We start from the raw sequence: 17,757 nt of genomic DNA, 5'->3' as shown, positions 1-17,757 counted from the left end.
CTTTATTTTCAGTCCAATTTTCTAATCATTATTCAAATTCTCATACTTAATTTTTAAATAATTTAGAACATCTATATAACAACCACGTAAGTAATACAAAAGGGAAAATAAACATCAATACCATCAGCGCATCGCCTTGGATACCATAAGCACTGTTCTGAAATCGCTGATTATCAAGCTCGATCCATTGCTCTGCTTTCGCAAGTACCTGTGCATCTGAAAGCGTATTCAAATAGATCAGGTAGATGAATCCTGCAAAGCTACAGGCAGCAAAAATAAGCCATAGTCCAGCGATCTGTATTAAGATGATCAAATAAGCCAATACAGCAAGAATGAATAGTATTAGAGTTGAACAAAACAATCGATAAAATCGAGCATTTTCGATTAAAGGCTGATATAGAGGCAATATAGAAACTTTCATTATTATTTTATTCATTTTTCATTATAAATAAAAACGCCCCTGAACAGAGCAGTAAGTATTCACTTACCGCTCACGCAAGAGCGTCTTTTTAAACTGTATTCAGGAATTAGATTTTAGATACTAACTCTGGAATAACAGTGTTCAAGTCACCTACTAACCAGTAGTCAGCGACTGCATTGATTGGTGCTTCTTCGTCCTTGTTGATCGCAACGATCACTTTAGACTCTTTCATACCTGCCAAATGCTGGATCGCACCAGAGATACCTACAGCGATGTACAGGTCAGGCGCAACGATCTTACCAGTTTGACCAACCTGCATATCGTTAGGAACGAAGCCTGCGTCAACAGCCGCACGAGATGCACCTTGAGCTGCACCCAGTTTGTCTGCAAGTGGATCAAGGATTTTGTGATAGTTCTCACCAGAACCAACACCACGACCACCAGAAACAACGATACGAGCAGCTGTTAATTCTGGACGTTCAGATTTAACGATTTCTTCGTTAATGAACTTAGAAATACCAGCATCACCAGTCGCTGTAGCAGCTTCAACAGCAGCAGAACCACCTTCAGTAGCAACTGGATCGAATGCAGTACCACGAACAGTTGCAACAACAACTGATTCAGAAGATTCTACAGTTGCAATCGCGTTACCTGCATAGATCGGACGTTTGAATGTGTTTGCAGAATCAACAGCAATGATGTCTGTGATCATGCTTACGTCTAGTAATGCAGCTGCACGTGGCAGGATGTTTTTACCAGTCGTGGTAGAAGCAGCAAGAATATGACTATAGCCTTTGCCCAATTCAGCAACCAGTTTCGCTACGTTTTCAGCCAACTGGTTTGCATAAGCAGCATCATCTGCAAGCAATACTTTGCTTACGCCAGCAACTTTAGCCGCTTGGTCAGCAACTGCTTGAGCGCCAGAACCAGCAACCAATACAGTGATATCACCACCGATTTTTTGCGCCGCAGCAACAACGTTTAAAGTAGCAGCGTTTAATGCTTTGTTGTCGTGCTCAGCGATAACTAAAATACTCATGATTTTTATCCTTCTGTATTAGATCACTTTCGCTTCGTTTTTCAATTTTTCTACAAGCTCGTCTACAGACTTCACTTGTACACCAGCTTTACGCTCTGCAGGAGATTCAACTTTTACTGTTTTCAGTTTAGTTGTAGTGGTTACACCGAAATCTGCAGGTGACTTGGTATCCAGCGGTTTTTTACGCGCTTTCATGATGTTTGGAAGAGCAGCATAACGTGGCTCGTTCAAACGTAAGTCAGTGGTAATGATTGCTGGCAAGTTCAATTCAACAGTTTGTAAACCACCGTCGATTTCACGAGTCACTTGTACTTTGTCGCCTTCAACTTTCACTTCAGAAGCAAAAGTACCCTGGCCTGCACCTAGAAGTGCACCAAGCATCTGACCAACCTGGTTAGAGTCGTCATCAATTGCTTGCTTACCAAGAAGGATCAATTGTGGTTGTTCAGCTTCAACAACACCTTTAAGAATTTTCGCTACTTCTAACGCACCTAATTGGCTGTCATCAGCTTCAACCAGGATACCGCGGTCAGCACCAAGAGCCATAGAAGAACGGATTTGTTCTTGAGCTTCTTTAGGACCAATAGAAACAACAACGATTTCTGAAACAGTTCCTTTTTCTTTTAAACGAACCGCTTCTTCCACTGCGATTTCACAGAATGGGTTAATTGACATTTTAACGTTTGTTAAGTCAACACCACTGTTGTCCGGCTTAACGCGAACCTTAACGTTGGCATCAACCACACGTTTTACAGCAACAAGAGCCTTCATGTAATCCTCGGCTGTTTTAGCAAATGTAAATATTTAGAAAAGTTATAATAACTCTTCACTTAAATTTTTTTAGGTGCCCTATCTTGCAATGCGTTCGGCATTTCGGTCAAGTCACAATTCACCAATAGGGTGTAAAAATGCGTAATTTTCCTTGAACGTCGCGTTCACATTTCAAGATTTGACATTTATACAGAACAAATTCTCATCATTTTATTTAAAATTTAACTATTGATTTTTAGTATCTTTTTATTTGATTATGCACATCAAAAGATTTGATCTATTTTATAAAATTTAATTTCATTTCTTGTCACTATTATTATAAAGAATACAAATTACTCCTATCTAAATCTGTCATTTCTGACATATGGTGATGGGTTCGATTCATTCTTCCAGATTTGGTCAAAATTCCCTCTTACTTATAAATAGATCAATGAAATAGCAGAAAATAATTTTTATAAGGAAATATATTAAAAAAGCACGCTGTGATCACGTGCTTTTAAATTTTTAAAACGAATGTATGACTTATTTGATGAACATTGGTGAATTTTATAGCTTATTAATTAATGATTAGCCATGAAGCAGCGAGTGCCAATAAACCACCTGAAGTCCCATCAATCCACTTTTGCTTACGTTCATCAATCTGAGCCGAACGGGTAAGTCGAGCAAATAAAAGGCTTAAAGCACAATACACCACAAAGATCATGGCAATAAAGATAAAAGACAGAATCAAACCCTGGCTCACCGTATTCCCACTTTTATCTATAAACTGCGGCAGGATTGCAAAGTAAATCAGCATGCCTTTCGGATTCAGTAACGCAGTAATGAAGCCTTTTTGTACCGGATTGCTGGATGATTTCTTTTCAATGATCAACGTATTTTTGCTAAATACCGATTTCACCAGACTAAATGCCAGAAATAACAGATAAGCAATTCCTAACCAGCGAATGGTTTCAAACAGCACTGGAAAAGACATAATAATTGCTGCAATTCCTAACGCCACCAGAATCGAATGCACCAGATAACCGCAACATACCCCAATAGTCGCCATCATGCCTGCTTTTGCATCTTTACCCATCACTTGAGACAGGATAAATAGCATATCTGGTCCAGGTGTAAAAATAAGGGGAAGCACGGTCAGTGCAAAAAGTGCAAATACAGACATTTCCTTGTTCCTCTGTACATGTCGGAAAGTGAAATTAGTATCTGCGATTTTTTACAAAATAGGCTTTCAATTTATTTTATAATATGAATTATTTTTAGAATATTATTCTATTTTATGAAGATATCTTCCAAGTCTATTCGAGTAAAACTCGATCGTATTGATAAAAATATCATTCGACATTTACAGGCCAATGGCCGGATTCAGAATAATGATCTGGCACGTGAAATTGGTCTTTCGCCTTCTTCGTGTTTGCGTCGGGTAAAACTGCTTGAAGATGCGGGGGTAATCCAGAGCTATACCACGATCGTGGACCAGCAGAAGATTGGTTTTCAGCTGATTTTATTTTCTCGTATCTGGCTAGTGGGTCAGGATGCTGAAACGATTGACACCTTTATTGAAGCCATGAAGGAACTGCCCCAAGTGATGGAATGCTATATTATTTTGGGTGAATGTGATGCAATGCTCAAAGTGGTGGTGCCCGATCTGGAAAGTTATCGTAAATTCCAGTCTACGCATTTAACTAAAAAGAATGGGATTACCAGTGTCAAAACCGATTTACCGAGTCAGATTATCAAGCAGAGTTTTCAACTACCTTTAGATGATCTTTAATATTGGCCAAATAAAAAGGACGATTGATATCGTCCTTTTTTACTGAAGATCAATTTTAGACACGACTTTCCAGAAAGTCACGGTGCACATGACTGAGGTCAATCAGTTCATAAGATTTTAAATCAAAGATCTTCCAGATTTCGATGGCATCTTCTTTTAAGTCCACTGCCTTGGTCGCACGAGTAGTCGCTTGCCATTGCAAGTCTGAAATCCAGATATAGTATTCATGGCTATCAGGATTGTAGGCTTGAACCTTACCATCTGTATTAATTCCCTGCACATGAGCACCTTCAGGTAAAGATGCTGCAATATTTGGCAGACTGATTTCCACAAAATGTTTGATCTGGCGCAGACCATAACCTGCAAAAATTTCTTTTTGTGCTTCGCTTAACCGATCATATTTTTGTTGTATATCTACAATAATTTCTGTGCCCATATACTTCCAGTCCTGTCAGGCTGAATTCTTTTCAGCCATACCCTGTTTTGTAGCTTAAATTCTGTTCTTTTGTTATACCTGAATTTTAGCTTTTCGCGAATAAGACCATAGTGAAATAATCTGCATGGTCATTCTATTTCTCTCAGCATAAATATTCTTTATGAAATTTTTATGCCAACTTATATTTTTAATAATGATTATTTAAGATTTTCAGGTTTATGTTGTGCCCGTGGATGCGCCTGATCATAAATCTGCGCCAGATGATCAAAATCGACATGCGTATAAATTTGGGTTGTAGTCAGATTACTATGTCCCAGCATTTCCTGCACGGCTCGTAAGTCCCGGCTATTGGATAACATGTGACTCGCAAAACAATGTCTTAACAAATGCGGATGCAGATCCACATTGACGCCTGCACGCTGCGCCTGAAGCTTGACCCGATTTTCAATCTGCCTTGCCCCTAGCGGATTACCCTTCTGAGTGATAAAGACATGTGCTTCTGGCACAAAATCACCATGCCATAGAGGATAAATCTGTAACCACGCCATGACACTGTCTTTGGCTTTGGAACCAAATGGCACAATACGGGTTTTATTCCCCTTACCCGTAATGCGAAGCAGCTGACGGTTGAAGTCAATATCTTTAATTCTGAGGCCTCGTATTTCAGCCAGACGTAGCCCACTGGAATAAAGCAGTTCCAGAATTGTCTTATCGCGTTTCCACATCTGCTGCTGCACCTCACCTTCAGGTTCAGGCTGATCCAGAATCTGATGAATGGTTTCAATATCAACCATACCGGGCAAAGGTCTGGATTGTCTTTTCAGCTGAAAATCATCTGCCGGATTAAAACTGACATGCTGTGCCTGTTCAGCCCATTTCATAAACTGGCGAATTGCTGAAAGTAGCCGCTGCAGACTGCTGGAACTTAGGCCCTGTTGTTCAACTTTTTCCGCCATAAACTGGCGTAAATCTGTTGATTCAATATCTCCGAGTGCTAAAGCATGACGCTGACAAAAATTCAGAAAGTCGGAAACATCACGCTCATAGGCCTGCAAAGTATGTTTGGACTGGTTCTGGATTTCACGTTCTTTGAGCCATATGGATAACAATTGCTGTGGATCAAGCTGCATTCTATCCTCCTTGGCTGTTTGAGCCTGACAAACATCAGTCTATCAAATAATGCAAAAATAATTTATTCGGCCTATATAAAAAAGCCCTGACTCTTCAGGGCTTTTTAAATTAAGCTTGGAAATAACGTAAGTCTAAGCGACCTTCATAAACAGTTGCGGTTGGACCAGTCATCCAGACTACATCCCCCTCGACCCATTCAATCTGCAACTTGCCGCCCGCCAGTTCAATCTCGACATTGTTGGCAAGTAGGCCACGGCGCATACCAGATACTGCGGCTGCACAAGCACCCGTACCGCATGCCAATGTTTCACCTACACCACGCTCATATACGCGTAAACGCGCATGCTTTTCATCAATGATCTGCATGAAGCCTGCATTGACGCGTGCCGGGAAACGCGCATGCGATTCTACTTGTGGACCAATACGGGCTACATCTGCATTAATCACATCCGGTACGACTGTTACCGCATGAGGATTACCCATGTTCACTACATCAATCGTGAGTTTTTCACCCTCTGCCAGATCGATGTCATACAGATTATCCGGTTCATCGGCCAGGAATGGAATTTCTTGAGGCAAGAATTTTGGATAGCCCATATTGACGCGCACCCAACCATTGGCGCCCAATTCAGGTTCCACAATGCCAGATTTGGTCTGTACTTTGATTTTAGTTTTCGTCGTCAGCTGACGCTCATGCACAAAACGGGCAAAACAGCGCACGCCATTGCCGCATTGTTCTACTTCAGAACCATCGGCATTGAAAATACGGTATTTAAAATCAGCACTCGCTACATCAGGTGGTTCTACAATCAGTAACTGATCAAATCCAATGCCAAAATTGCGATTTGCCAGACGCTGAATAGTCAGGGTATCCAGATAAGCACGCTGGCTGATCAGGTCAACCACCATAAAGTCATTGCCCAGACCATGCATCTTGGTAAATTCAAGTAACATTATTCTGTCTCCTTAAGGCAATAAACGCTCACGTTCCCACAATGATTCAATCGTTTCGCGTTCGCGAATCAAATGTCCTTGATCACCATCAACCATCACTTCAGCAGCACGGCCACGGCTATTGTAATTCGAGCTCATCACAAAACCATAAGCACCAGCACCGAGTACTGCCAGCACATCATTTTCCTTGATCGCAAGCTCACGCTCTTTACCGAGGAAATCGCCAGTTTCACAGATTGCACCCACCACATCCCATTCTTTCATCTCGACATCATTACGCGGTGTCACAGACTGAATGTCCATCCATGCTTCGTATAAAGCTGGGCGAATCAGGTCATTCATTGCCGCATCAATAATTGCAAAATTACGGTGATTGGTCGGTTTGAGCAGATCCACTTTGGTCAGTAGCACGCCTGCATTGGCAGAAATACTACGGCCCGGTTCCATATAGACTTTCAGGCCCAGCTTTTCTAAAGCCGGACGCAACGCATTGGCATATTCTTGAACAGATGGCGGTGTCTCATCTTTATAAGTCACCCCTAAACCACCACCGATATCGATATGTTTGAGGTGAATGCCCATCTCTTTTAACTGGTCGACCATCACGATGACACGATCCAGCGCATCTACAAAAGGCTGGGTTTCAGTCAACTGTGAACCGATATGGCAGTCAATTCCAACGACATCCAAGTTGGCTAAAGATGCTGCATACTGATAAGTTTCAAATACGCTATCCGATGGAATGCCGAATTTATTTTCTTTCAGACCCGTTGAAATGTAGGGATGAGTTTTCGCATCTACATCTGGATTCACACGCAGTGAGATGGGCGCTTTTAAACCCAGTTCTGCCGCAACTTTCTGAATACGATCCAGCTCGGCATAAGATTCTACGTTAAAGCAGGCAATACCAACTTCTAGCGCTTTCTTGATGTCCGCTTCTGATTTACCTAGACCCGAAAATACGATTTTAGAAGGTTCACCACCCGCTTTCAGTACACGTGCCAGCTCTCCGCCCGTGACGATGTCAAAACCTGCCCCTTGTTTTGCCAATACATTCAATACCGCAAGATTGGAGTTTGACTTCACGGCAAAACAGATTTGGTGATCAATAAAGTCAAATGCACGATCCATGTCCAGATAATGCTTTTCAAAAGTCGCTTTTGAATAAACATAGAGTGGTGTGCCAAATTGCTCTGCCAGCTGTTGCAGTGAACATTGCTCGGCATGCAATACCCCATTAATACGGGTGAAACTCATGAAGGTATCCTTTCTTTGAAAGCGTTAAGGTGTAATGGTTGAATCTGATGTTTCGGGCGCAGCAAACTGTTGTTGCACAGGGGCATCTCGTTCTTCATCGGAAGTTTTAGACTCAGCTTCGGTATTTTTATAGAGCAGATATTTGGCACGCTTGTCGTAATCCGGATCATTTGGAAAGTGCAAGGCACCTGACTGACCACAACCTGCAAGAGCAAGACCTGCTGCTAAGATACTGATGTAGCAAATGACTTGGCGCATCTGACCACCTAATTGAATAGTTTCGATGAAGTATAACGCGATCATTCGCCATGACCAAAGCGTTAAACGCTAGAGAGTATCTTTAGACAAAAAAAAACGCCAGCAGATCGCTGACGTTTTTATTGATATGGATTATTTATGTTTCTGTTTATAGAAGCCTAAATAGCCCAAAATCAGTAGAACAAACCAGATCGGACTGACCATCAAGGCACGGCGAGTATCATCTTCTAATGCCAGCACACCAATCATGCCGACAAAGAAAATAATCACGATCCAGCAAGTCACCAAGCCACCTGGTAGCTTGAATACTGATTTGGCATGTAGCTCTGGACGGGTACGGTAATAAATCATGTAACTCCAGATAATCATCAGCCATACACAGATAAACAGGATGGTTGATAATGTCGTTGCCAATGTAAAGGCTTCAACAGTATTCGGTACAAAATACTGTAACGCCGCACCTAATAATAAGCAGACTGCAGAGAAATACAGGGCATTGGCAGGTACAGCACGGGGGTTCAAACGACCGAAAGCTTTCGGTGCCTGTTCTTCACGCGACAGACCAAACAGCATACGGCTGGTCGAAAACACACCGCTATTCATTGAAGACATCACTGATGACAGCACCACCAGATTCATGATGATCGCAGCAGCTGCAATACCGGCTTGGCTAAACAGATTCACAAACGGAGAAACACTTGGATTAATCTGATCCCACGGCGTCACAGACATTACAATGACTAGAGCAAGTACATAGAAAATAATGATACGGATCGGAATCGAGTTCACCGCTTTTGGCAGGTTACGCTCCGGGTCTTTGGTTTCCGCAGCCGTGGTGCCTACAAGCTCAACACCCACAAAGGCGAAAATTGCAATCTGGAAACCAGCCAAGAAGCCCATGGCACCGGTTGGGAACAAACCACCATGATCCCAAATGTGCGCAAAGGATGCAACCGTACCGGCATCATTGGTAAAGCCGGTGAAAATCATCCACAGACCAACCGCAATCAGCACTACAATCGCAATAATTTTGATCAGGGCGAACCAGAATTCCATTTCACCAAAGAGCTTCACGGTGGCCAGATTCAGTCCCATGATAAAGACAATAGAGGCGATACTGATTAATACCCCTTCGCCCGGGGTAAATGGGAGACCATTATTAAAAAACTGTAAATAATAAATAATCGCAGACAGGTCGGCAATTCCGATCGTAATCCAGCATAACCAGTAGGTCCAGCCTACAAAATAGCCCGCCCATGGTCCGATCAGATCCGTAGAGAAGTCGATAAATGACTTATATTGTAAATTTGACAGTAATAACTCGCCCAATGCACGCATCACGAGAAATACCATGAAACCGATGATCATATAGATCACCAGAATCGAAGGCCCTGCCAGACTAATGGTTTTACCTGAGCCCATAAACAGGCCGGTACCAATAGCACCTCCAATCGCAATCAGCTGCAGGTGTCGATTGGATAAACTACGCTGCAGCTCGCCGTTTTCGGACGGCGAACCAGTATGATGACCTGACATTATTTTTCAACTTCGATGTCTAATCGCGACAAATTAACGCAAAAAAGGGGGAATACAAAAAGAAAATTCGCATCATTTGTATTTTCCACTTAATCTTAAAAGTTAATTTATTTTTCTTATATAACGAATAGGTTCTCTTTAGTCGTAGAAGCTCTGGATAAATTTCCTGCATATTTGTTGTAAAAGTTCCGAAACTGTGTAAAAAATAAACCTATAAAAATGTCGTGAATAGTGCTGAGGATGAGCACGTCTGGCATGTCATTTGCTTGATTAAAATTAAGTGAACTTTAAACTGATACTCAGGACGAATAAGAAGAACTTTATGCAAAATTTACAAAGCATCATGGAAACCCTCAGTGGTTGGGTCTGGGGTCCATATATGCTGGTACTGATTGTCGGTACTGGCGTATTCCTTACTTTCCGATTACTTTTCTGGCAATTCCGTATGTTGCCACTGGCCTTTAAACAGGTTTTTGGCAAACATCCTTCCCACGAAGGCGATATTTCCCAGTTTAGCTCACTCATGACCGCCCTTTCTGCCACCATTGGTACCGGTAATATTGCCGGGGTGGCAACAGCCTGTGTCTTGGGTGGCCCTGGTGCAGTTTTCTGGATGTGGATGACTGCCCTGTTCGGTATGGCGACCAAATATGGCGAAGGTGTTCTGGCGGTAAAATACCGGGTAAAAAATGAGAAAGGTGAAATGTCTGGCGGTCCGATGTATTACATCGAACGCGGCCTGAAATGGAAATGGTTAGCCTTAATTTTCGCATTTTTTGGTGCTGTTGCCTCTTTCGGGATCGGCAGCTCGGTACAGTCTAATACGGTAGCACTGGCCGTTGAAAATGGTTTTGGTCTGGAAACCTGGGTTACAGGCGTGATCATCACAGCCTTTTCTGCACTGGTGATTTTAGGCGGGATTAAATCCATTGCCAGAGCTTCTTCCTTTATTGTACCGATCATGGCGATTGGTTATGTCGCGGGCGGTCTGATCATTATCTTTAATAATCTGGAGCTGGTTGGCCCTGCCCTGAAAATGATCTTTACCTATGCATTCACCGGTGAAGCAGCAGTTGGTGGCGCCATTGGTGCAGCGATTCGCTACGGTGTGGCACGTGGTGTATTCTCGAATGAAGCCGGTATGGGTTCAGCACCCATTGCTGCTGCTGCAGCAAAAACGGATCACCCGGCTCGTCAGGGTCTGGTATCGATGACAGGTACTTTTATTGATACCATTATTGTCTGTTCGATTACCGGTATTGTGCTGGTGATGGGCTTTATCATGGCGGGCAATGATTTTGGTGGTCAAACTGGTGCGGTACTGACTATCGGTGTATTCGACAAACTGTTACCGGGCGTTGGTGGTTGGGTCGTGACTTTCGGCATTATCTTTTTTGCCTACTCCACTATTCTGGGCTGGAGCTACTATGGCGAAAAATGTGCGACTTACCTGCTCGGTGAAAAGTTTGTTCTGCCTTACCGCATTATTTACATTGCTACCGTATTCATTGGCTGTATAGCTACACTGGATCTGGTCTGGCTGTTTGCCGATACTTTCAACGGTCTGATGGCGATTCCAAACTTGATCGGCTTGTTACTGCTTTCAGGTGTGATTGCCAAAGAATCGAAAGACTTTATTGCCCGACGCAAGTCTGGTGAGCTTTATTAATATAATCTAAAGCCCTAAAGAAAAAGCCACTGTAAAAGTGGCTTTTTCTTACGGTCCCAGTGTTCTAAACGAAATCAGTTCAGACGACCTGAAAATTCATCGTCATCATGATTTTGATTAAGATTCAGAAATTCCTCACGATCTGCTTCAATCTCAAGCGCAGTTTCCAAAGATAAGACAAAAAATAGTACGCCAGGAATTTTCATTTCCCCTTCGCTATCTTCCAGATGGTCACTCAGCATTTGATAGATTGGGTTGGCTTCATCAAATGGCACATCGATATAAAGATCACCTGAATAGCTTTCAATCACACCGGGTTGTTCAATCCCCATACATGGTACAAAAGCAATTTGGCGTTGCTCCAGCCACTCCATCAGATTCTGGCGCAGGTGATAGGAGTCAGCATCTGCATTTTCATGTTCATAATTTTCAAAATGTACAAATAATACATCACGGTCTTTTTCACGTGCGATTGCATCAATATGTTGCATATGTTGTGGCATGTTTGGTTTCCTGTTCCCGTGATGATTAAGGTCATTATAGGGTGTATTTGATGCTTATGTAGAGTAGCAGATGCAGATACGTCATACGCTGACGTAAAACAGCGAATTTTTCAGGTGAAGATCTTGGTTTTCGGTGGCATTCACCGCTATGCTGTAGCCCTATTCCCAATCTTGTTTTTCGGAAACTATGGCTAAAGCAAAAAGTGTCTATCGTTGTGAGCAATGTGGTGCAGACCATCCTAAATGGTCTGGTCAGTGCGCTGAATGTGGTGAGTGGAACAGCTTGCTGGAAGTCAACATTGCACCTGCGGTGACTCATCGTGCCCAGCCTAAAATTGGCGGCTATGCTGGTCAGGCCGCTGCGATTACCACGCTTAATAAAGTTTCTGTTTCACATGAAAGTCGCATGCCGACCGGAATTGGAGAATTCGACCGGGTTCTGGGTGGTGGTCTGGTGACAGGTTCCGTTGTACTGATTGGTGGTGATCCAGGGATTGGTAAATCGACTATTCTGCTACAAACTGCCACACATATGGCCGCGGGTAACAGTTCCGCACTCTATGTGACAGGTGAAGAATCTTTATCACAGGTGGCATTACGGGCCCAGCGTCTAGACTTGCCAACTGAACATCTTAAAGTTATGGCAGAAACCTGTGTGGAACGCATTTGTGAAGTACTGGCACAGGAACGACCAGCGGTTGCAATCCTCGACTCGATTCAAACGCTTTATACTGAAACCTTGCAGTCTGCACCGGGTGGTGTATCACAGATTCGTGAATCAGCAGCGCTCCTGACCCGTTTTGCCAAAAATAGCGGAACTGCCCTGTTTATTGTCGGTCATGTCACCAAAGAAGGTGCACTCGCAGGTCCGCGTGTGCTGGAACATATGGTGGACTGCGTTCTATATTTTGAAGGTCAGTCAGATTCGCGTTATCGAATGATCCGTGCGGTAAAAAACCGATTTGGTGCGGTGAATGAACTTGGTGTATTCGGCATGACCGATAAGGGCTTGCGTGAAGTCTCCAACCCGTCTGCCATTTTTCTGAGTCGTTATGATGAAGCCATACCCGGTTCAATTGTGATGATCAGCCGTGAAGGTACACGTCCACTGCTAGTTGAAGTTCAGGCACTGGTCGATGATGCGCATGGTCAACCGCGTCGTGTAGCGTTAGGTCTGGAACAAAACCGTCTGAATATGCTGTTAGCCGTAATGCATCGTCATGGCGGCGTACAAACCTCTGGTCAGGATGTCTATGTCAATATCGTCGGTGGTTTAAAGATTACCGAAACGGGTTCTGATCTGGCAGTTCTACTTGCCTGTGCATCGAGTATCCGTGGTAAAGCTCTGCCGCAGCAACTGGCTGTGTTTGGTGAAGTTGGTCTATCAGGAGAAATCCGTCCGGTACCTAATGGTCAGGAGCGTCTCAAAGAAGCCATCAAGCATGGTTTTAAATATATTATCCTGCCGCGTGCTAATGCCCCGCAGAAAGAAATTCCGGGCGTACGCTTTATTGCGGTTGCCCGTCTGCATGAAGCCCTCAGTGAAGCCATGACTTTGAGTGATGAACTGTAGGATTCAATTTGTAGCACTCAGTTTGGAATTTCGGTAAAAAAATACAGTTTTTTGATTGAAATTCCATGTAAAGCCTATATAAATAGAGTGTTCAAATATATTTTTTACATAGGAAAATTGAATGGAAGTTCGACAGCGCGGTTTGATCGCGGGTTTCTTGACTGCAGCATTACTGGTTGCGCCTCTAGCTGCTGAAGCAAAACGTGCCGGTGGTGGTAAAAGCCATGGTATGCAACGTTCTGCTGCGCCGACTCAGACTTATCAACAACCTCGTCAGGCAGCTCCTGCACAACAGGCTCCGACTGCAGGTGCAGCAACTCAGCAGAAATCTGGTTCAGGTGTTGGTGGTATGGTTGCTGCGGGTGTAGCGGGTGCTGCAATTGGTGCCGTCGCAGCGAATGCTTTGGCAGATGACAACGCGGCATCTCAAGCACAAGTTGAAGCTGTTCAAGAAGAAGAACAAGGTGGTATCCCAGGCTGGATCTGGATCTTACTTGCTGCAGCTGTTGCCTTCTTCATTTTCCGTAAGATGGGCGCAAAAAAAAAAGTAACTTCTAGCAATCCATTCGCTCCAAACAATGGTGCTGGTTCGTCAGCACCATTTGGTCAAGCACCTGCTGCACCTCGCGGTGGCGATAGCACCAATATCTTTGGTCAGAATGTCGGTGGTCAAACACCAGGCAATAATGCCCCATTTGGTTCTGCTCCGGTAAATAATGCGCCGTTTGGTACTGCTTATACTCAAAGCGGTAGTCAGCTTCCTGATGGTACTGAACCTGCTGCCTTCTTGCGTGTTGCGCGTCAGCGTTTTAACCATATTCAGTCTATGAATACGGCAAGCAACATTTCAGAAATTCAGCGTTATCTGACCCCTGACCTGTATCAGTCTATGTATAACGACATTATGGCGAATCAGGATCAGGACGTTGCTGAGTTCTCTAACCTGAATGCCATGGTTGTAGATTCATCAAATGAAAATGGTCAATACGTGGTGAGCGTACGCTTTACCGGTACAGTAAGTGAAGACCTGAACAGTCTGCCACAGCCATTTGCTGAAGTTTGGCACTTTGTAAAACCTGCAGGTTCTAACCAAGACTGGTTGGTTGCGGGTATCCAGCAAGAAAGCTAAGACTTAAGTATTTTTAATGAAACAGCGGCCTTCGAGCCGCTGTTTTTATTTTCAGTATTGGGTTCCCATGCTGTGTTTCACAATCTATTTATCCCCCTATTTATACTGCTTAAACTCACACTTCAGTTTAATCATTTAAAAGATCTTTAAAAATAGTTATTTAAAATATAAACAATAATTGTTATCATTCGCATCAATGAAATTCCCACAGTTAAATAGCAGTATTTTCAATGACCAGCAGTCCTCATATGGATCTTACAGCTACTGAAAAATTAGCTGTCCCGAATCCAGTCATCCGATCTAAAAAGAAAGTGCAGCCCAAACTCACGGCTTATCGCTTTATGATTTTCTACCGTTTCATACTTGCTGCTTTAGGCGGATATGCTTTAGCCACTTTTGCAGCCATAGTCATTGCTCAGTACTTCAGTGATTATCAAAGTAGTGCTGCCATATCCGCCACTATGATCGCTTTTCTTTTACAGACAGGGGCTTTCATCTGGGTATTTATGGTCAATAAAACCCTAAAAGCGACGCTGGGCATTTTGGTTCCAGCTGGGTTGTTCTATATCGCTTACCAGTTTTTAGGGAAATAAGATGAGACCAGATGCAAAACCGGAAGGTCCACGCCAGTCAATGTCATGGTTGCATACTTGGGCCAGTTTAATCTTGGGCTGGCTGCTTTATGCGATTTTTCTGACAGGTACATTAAGTTTTTTCCAGAATGAAATTACTATCTGGATGAAACCAGAGTTGCACCAGTCTGTTCCGCAAGCCACCCAGATTGAACAGACCCGAGTGGCACTCGCCTATTTACAGAAAAATCATCCTGATGCGGGTAGCTGGGCCATTCAGCTGCCGCATGCGCGTCAGAACTATACCACGCTCAATATCCGTGGCGCTGGTGAAGATCCTCGTGCACGCCGCGGCGGCACACGAATTACTTTGGACAGTGCAACCGGTGAAGTACTAGAAGCACGCGAAACCCGTGGTGGTGGTTTCCTGTACCGTTTTCATTTTGATTTATATGGCATGCCACGTATGTGGGCACGCTGGATTGTCGGGATTGCGACTTTACTGATGATGGTGGGGATTATCAGCGGGATTATTACCCATAAGAAAATCTTTAAGGATTTCTTTACCTTCCGCCCAGGCAAAGGACAACGTTCATGGCTAGATGCACACAATGCAACCGCGGTATTTGCACTTCCCTTCCATATTATGATTACATTCAGTGGCTTATTGCTGCTGTTATTTACCATCATGCCTTGGGGCGTAAACCAGATTTATGAAAATCGTGGTGCTTTCCTCCAAGATCAGCGTAAAACTTTAGTTCAAGATAATAGTCAGGAAGCTGAATCTCGTGCAGGTCGTGGCGAACGAGGTAAAATGGCAGGTCGCGGTGAAGCACGTCGATCTCGTGACGAAAATTCCTCTGCCCGTCCAGCGCCTTTAACCGATCTGGCACCGGTTCTGGCAGCTGCGGACAAAGAATGGAATAACAATCCGGTTGGTACCATCACCATTATTCGGCCAAATACCAGCCAAGCTGAAATCGAATTACGTGCTCTGAATGGTATCAGTGTTGCCTATCGTAGCGTGTACCCAAGTCTGGAATTCAACGGCGTAACCGGTGCGCTCAAACCGGATCAAACCGAACTAAAAACCCCTTCAGTCGCGAATGGCATCTATAACGTAGTGACTTCACTGCATGAAGCACGCGGTGTGGATCTAGCCCTGCGCTGGTTATTGTTCCTGTCCGGTATTGTCGGCACATTGATGATCGCTACTGGTCTGATTCTATGGTGTGTGAAACGTGCACCGCAACAGCAGAAACAGGGCTATAAATCCTTTGGTTATCATACGGTGGAAGTGACCAATATCGCAGCAATTATCGGTCTACCTATTGCCTGTGCTGCTTACTTCTATGCCAATCGTTTTATTCCGGTGGAACTGGAAATGCGTGCCAACTGGGAAATCCGTACCTTTTTTATAGTATGGGTGCTGACTTTCTTCTATGCCATGATCCGGACGCATCGTCAGGCCTGGTTAGAGCTGCTGGCACTGGCAACTGCTTTATTTGCCCTGCTTCCGGTCATAAATGTCCTGACTGGTGGACAGCCAATCTGGAATACTATAGCGAATGGTCAATGGGTCATTGCGAGCTTTGATCTGGCTATGTGGCTACTAGCTGTTGTGTTCTGGCTTGCCCTTAAGAAAGTGAAAAATCACCAAGGCTTGCCTGCTAAAAAAGCCAAGACTACAGCTGTGGAGACTGAAGTATGATGTTCTTCTTATTCATCTGGTCTGTATCTTCACTGGGCTTTATTGCCCTGGCTGCTTCAATGTCTAAACATCAAAAACAGATATTTGGCAAAGAACTGGATGCTGGCAAAAACCGATTAGCCACACTTGCTGGCTGGGGACTACTGTTCATTGCGCTAATTTTTTGCCTGTTTAGCGGTACGATCAGCAATATGGTCAGCTATTGGCTAGGCAGTCTGACTTTTGCAGCATTAGCAGTTGGTCTGAGCCTAACTTACTTTGAATCAAAAATTAAAATAATCAGTATTGGCTTTGTGCTTATTGCCTTCATTTCTGGACTAATTTGCGTATTTTAAGCTCAATTTAATTCCTTTTATAAAAAAGCCAGTCTTCGGATTGGCTTTTTTATTTTGAACCTTTTAATCTACATGCAAAGATTTTTGAGATTTTGACATGACCGAGCGTGTTTCTCCCCCTGCCACTCTGGCAAACCGCGCACTGGCAGGCAATGCCGAAGCACAATTTGAGCTTGCCGAACTATATATGCACAGCGAGCATGAAGATGACATTATCCTGGCTGAAGAATGGGCACTGAAAGCGGCTAATGGCGGTCTGGTTGAAGCCATGTACTGGCTCGGTGAAGGTTATACGGTTTATGCCAAAGAAATTGCGGAGGAAGACCCGGAAGATTCTAAAGCTCACTTTGAGTTAGCCTATTACTGGCTTAGCAAAGCCAATTTCGAAAAACACCCAGCGGCGACTTTAGAACTGGCAGGTTTTTATCGTCGTGGTGATGTAGTTGAAAAAGATGTCGAAAAATCTATTGCACTGGTGAAACAGGCAGCTGAATGGGGTGAAGTTCAGGCCATGCGTGACCTTGCCTTTATCTATGCCAATGGTTTGGGTGTGGTAGCAGATGACATACAGGCAGATTACTGGACACAAAAAGCAGACGAAGCTGAGCAGGAAATAGAATAAAGAAGAAGCCCATCAGATGATGGGCTTTATTTATGGATTGTTCCAACAGAGACTGTAAATTAAATTGTG

Annotated in this window: 19 protein-coding genes; 8 read left to right on the top strand and 11 right to left on the bottom strand. The window is 43.7% G+C overall.

Features of this window, described 5'->3' with window-relative positions; translation table 11 throughout:
* Window positions 1-46 precede the first annotated feature (46 nt).
* The 4 genes from BK820_RS05450 to BK820_RS05435 all read right to left on the bottom strand — a co-directional run bounded on the left by BK820_RS05450 (window position 47) and on the right by BK820_RS05435 (window position 3,393).
* Window positions 47-313 (bottom strand): hypothetical protein, encoded by a 267-nt coding sequence (locus tag BK820_RS05450; protein WP_228715851.1) that lies wholly within the window; start codon window positions 311-313, stop codon window positions 47-49.
* Window positions 314-527: 214 nt separating this feature from the next.
* Complete coding sequence (locus BK820_RS05445) at window positions 528-1,460, bottom strand: electron transfer flavoprotein subunit alpha/FixB family protein (RefSeq protein WP_071320340.1); 933 nt, start codon at window positions 1,458-1,460, stop codon at window positions 528-530.
* A gap of 18 nt (window positions 1,461-1,478) precedes the next feature.
* Window positions 1,479-2,231: an electron transfer flavoprotein subunit beta/FixA family protein gene (locus tag BK820_RS05440; protein WP_004815037.1), complete on the bottom strand. Its 753-nt coding sequence runs from the start codon at window positions 2,229-2,231 to the stop codon at window positions 1,479-1,481.
* Between the two features lie 556 nt (window positions 2,232-2,787).
* A complete protein-coding gene (locus BK820_RS05435; RefSeq protein ID WP_048882434.1) occupies window positions 2,788-3,393 on the bottom strand; it encodes a LysE family translocator in 606 nt (201 codons plus the stop codon).
* 114 nt (window positions 3,394-3,507) lie between these two features.
* Between BK820_RS05435 and BK820_RS05430 the strand changes: the two genes are divergently transcribed.
* Window positions 3,508-4,002, top strand: a complete 495-nt coding sequence (locus BK820_RS05430; RefSeq protein WP_071320339.1) for an Lrp/AsnC family transcriptional regulator — start codon at window positions 3,508-3,510, stop codon at window positions 4,000-4,002.
* A 55-nt stretch (window positions 4,003-4,057) separates the two neighbouring features.
* Here the strand turns inward: BK820_RS05430 and BK820_RS05425 are convergent, their stop codons facing one another.
* The 6 genes from BK820_RS05425 to BK820_RS05400 all read right to left on the bottom strand — a co-directional run bounded on the left by BK820_RS05425 (window position 4,058) and on the right by BK820_RS05400 (window position 9,574).
* Entirely contained in the window at window positions 4,058-4,438 is a 381-nt protein-coding gene (locus BK820_RS05425; RefSeq protein WP_071320338.1) for a hypothetical protein, read from the bottom strand.
* A 197-nt stretch (window positions 4,439-4,635) separates the two neighbouring features.
* Window positions 4,636-5,568, bottom strand: coding sequence for a site-specific tyrosine recombinase/integron integrase (gene xerA, locus BK820_RS05420; RefSeq protein ID WP_071320337.1), 933 nt, complete (start codon window positions 5,566-5,568; stop codon window positions 4,636-4,638).
* Between the two features lie 109 nt (window positions 5,569-5,677).
* Window positions 5,678-6,523 carry a diaminopimelate epimerase gene (gene dapF, locus BK820_RS05415; protein ID WP_008302374.1) on the bottom strand — a complete coding sequence of 282 codons (846 nt, stop codon included), beginning with the start codon at window positions 6,521-6,523 and terminating at the stop codon, window positions 5,678-5,680.
* A gap of 12 nt (window positions 6,524-6,535) precedes the next feature.
* The gene (gene lysA / locus BK820_RS05410; protein WP_071320336.1) at window positions 6,536-7,780 is read right to left on the bottom strand and encodes a diaminopimelate decarboxylase; all 1,245 of its coding nucleotides are present in this window, start codon (window positions 7,778-7,780) and stop codon (window positions 6,536-6,538) included.
* Window positions 7,781-7,804: 24 nt separating this feature from the next.
* Window positions 7,805-8,038 (bottom strand): LPS translocon maturation chaperone LptM, encoded by a 234-nt coding sequence (gene lptM, locus BK820_RS05405; RefSeq protein ID WP_071320391.1) that lies wholly within the window; start codon window positions 8,036-8,038, stop codon window positions 7,805-7,807.
* A gap of 132 nt (window positions 8,039-8,170) precedes the next feature.
* A complete protein-coding gene (locus BK820_RS05400) occupies window positions 8,171-9,574 on the bottom strand; it encodes an amino acid permease (protein WP_004815018.1) in 1,404 nt (467 codons plus the stop codon).
* Window positions 9,575-9,896: 322 nt separating this feature from the next.
* On the opposite strand from BK820_RS05400, the gene BK820_RS05395 reads away from it, so the two are divergent.
* Complete coding sequence (locus tag BK820_RS05395) at window positions 9,897-11,243, top strand: alanine/glycine:cation symporter family protein (protein ID WP_048882429.1); 1,347 nt, start codon at window positions 9,897-9,899, stop codon at window positions 11,241-11,243.
* A 74-nt stretch (window positions 11,244-11,317) separates the two neighbouring features.
* Here BK820_RS05395 and BK820_RS05390 read toward each other — a convergent pair whose 3' ends face one another.
* Window positions 11,318-11,746, bottom strand: coding sequence for a hypothetical protein (locus BK820_RS05390; protein ID WP_004815014.1), 429 nt, complete (start codon window positions 11,744-11,746; stop codon window positions 11,318-11,320).
* A gap of 187 nt (window positions 11,747-11,933) precedes the next feature.
* Between BK820_RS05390 and radA the strand changes: the two genes are divergently transcribed.
* From radA to BK820_RS05360, 6 genes are all read left to right on the top strand, one after another.
* Window positions 11,934-13,319 (top strand): DNA repair protein RadA, encoded by a 1,386-nt coding sequence (radA, locus tag BK820_RS05385; protein ID WP_004815011.1) that lies wholly within the window; start codon window positions 11,934-11,936, stop codon window positions 13,317-13,319.
* Window positions 13,320-13,440: 121 nt separating this feature from the next.
* A complete protein-coding gene (locus tag BK820_RS05380; RefSeq protein WP_004815009.1) occupies window positions 13,441-14,448 on the top strand; it encodes a Tim44 domain-containing protein in 1,008 nt (335 codons plus the stop codon).
* Between the two features lie 230 nt (window positions 14,449-14,678).
* Window positions 14,679-15,041: a hypothetical protein gene (locus BK820_RS05375; protein ID WP_004815006.1), complete on the top strand. Its 363-nt coding sequence runs from the start codon at window positions 14,679-14,681 to the stop codon at window positions 15,039-15,041.
* 1 nt (window position 15,042) lies between these two features.
* Window positions 15,043-16,731, top strand: a complete 1,689-nt coding sequence (locus BK820_RS05370; protein WP_004815005.1) for a PepSY-associated TM helix domain-containing protein — start codon at window positions 15,043-15,045, stop codon at window positions 16,729-16,731.
* The gene (locus BK820_RS05365) at window positions 16,728-17,066 is read left to right on the top strand and encodes a DUF3325 domain-containing protein (protein WP_071320335.1); all 339 of its coding nucleotides are present in this window, start codon (window positions 16,728-16,730) and stop codon (window positions 17,064-17,066) included. Before BK820_RS05370 ends, BK820_RS05365 begins: the two co-directional genes overlap by 4 nt.
* A gap of 97 nt (window positions 17,067-17,163) precedes the next feature.
* Window positions 17,164-17,688 carry a tetratricopeptide repeat protein gene (locus BK820_RS05360; RefSeq protein WP_004815000.1) on the top strand — a complete coding sequence of 175 codons (525 nt, stop codon included), beginning with the start codon at window positions 17,164-17,166 and terminating at the stop codon, window positions 17,686-17,688.
* The last annotated feature ends 69 nt before the right edge of the window (window positions 17,689-17,757 follow it).

It is taken from the genome of Acinetobacter sp. LCT-H3 (genome assembly GCF_001866125.1).
Lineage (GTDB): Bacteria > Pseudomonadota > Gammaproteobacteria > Pseudomonadales > Moraxellaceae > Acinetobacter > Acinetobacter schindleri.
This window is presented reverse-complemented; position numbering and strand designations above follow the sequence as displayed.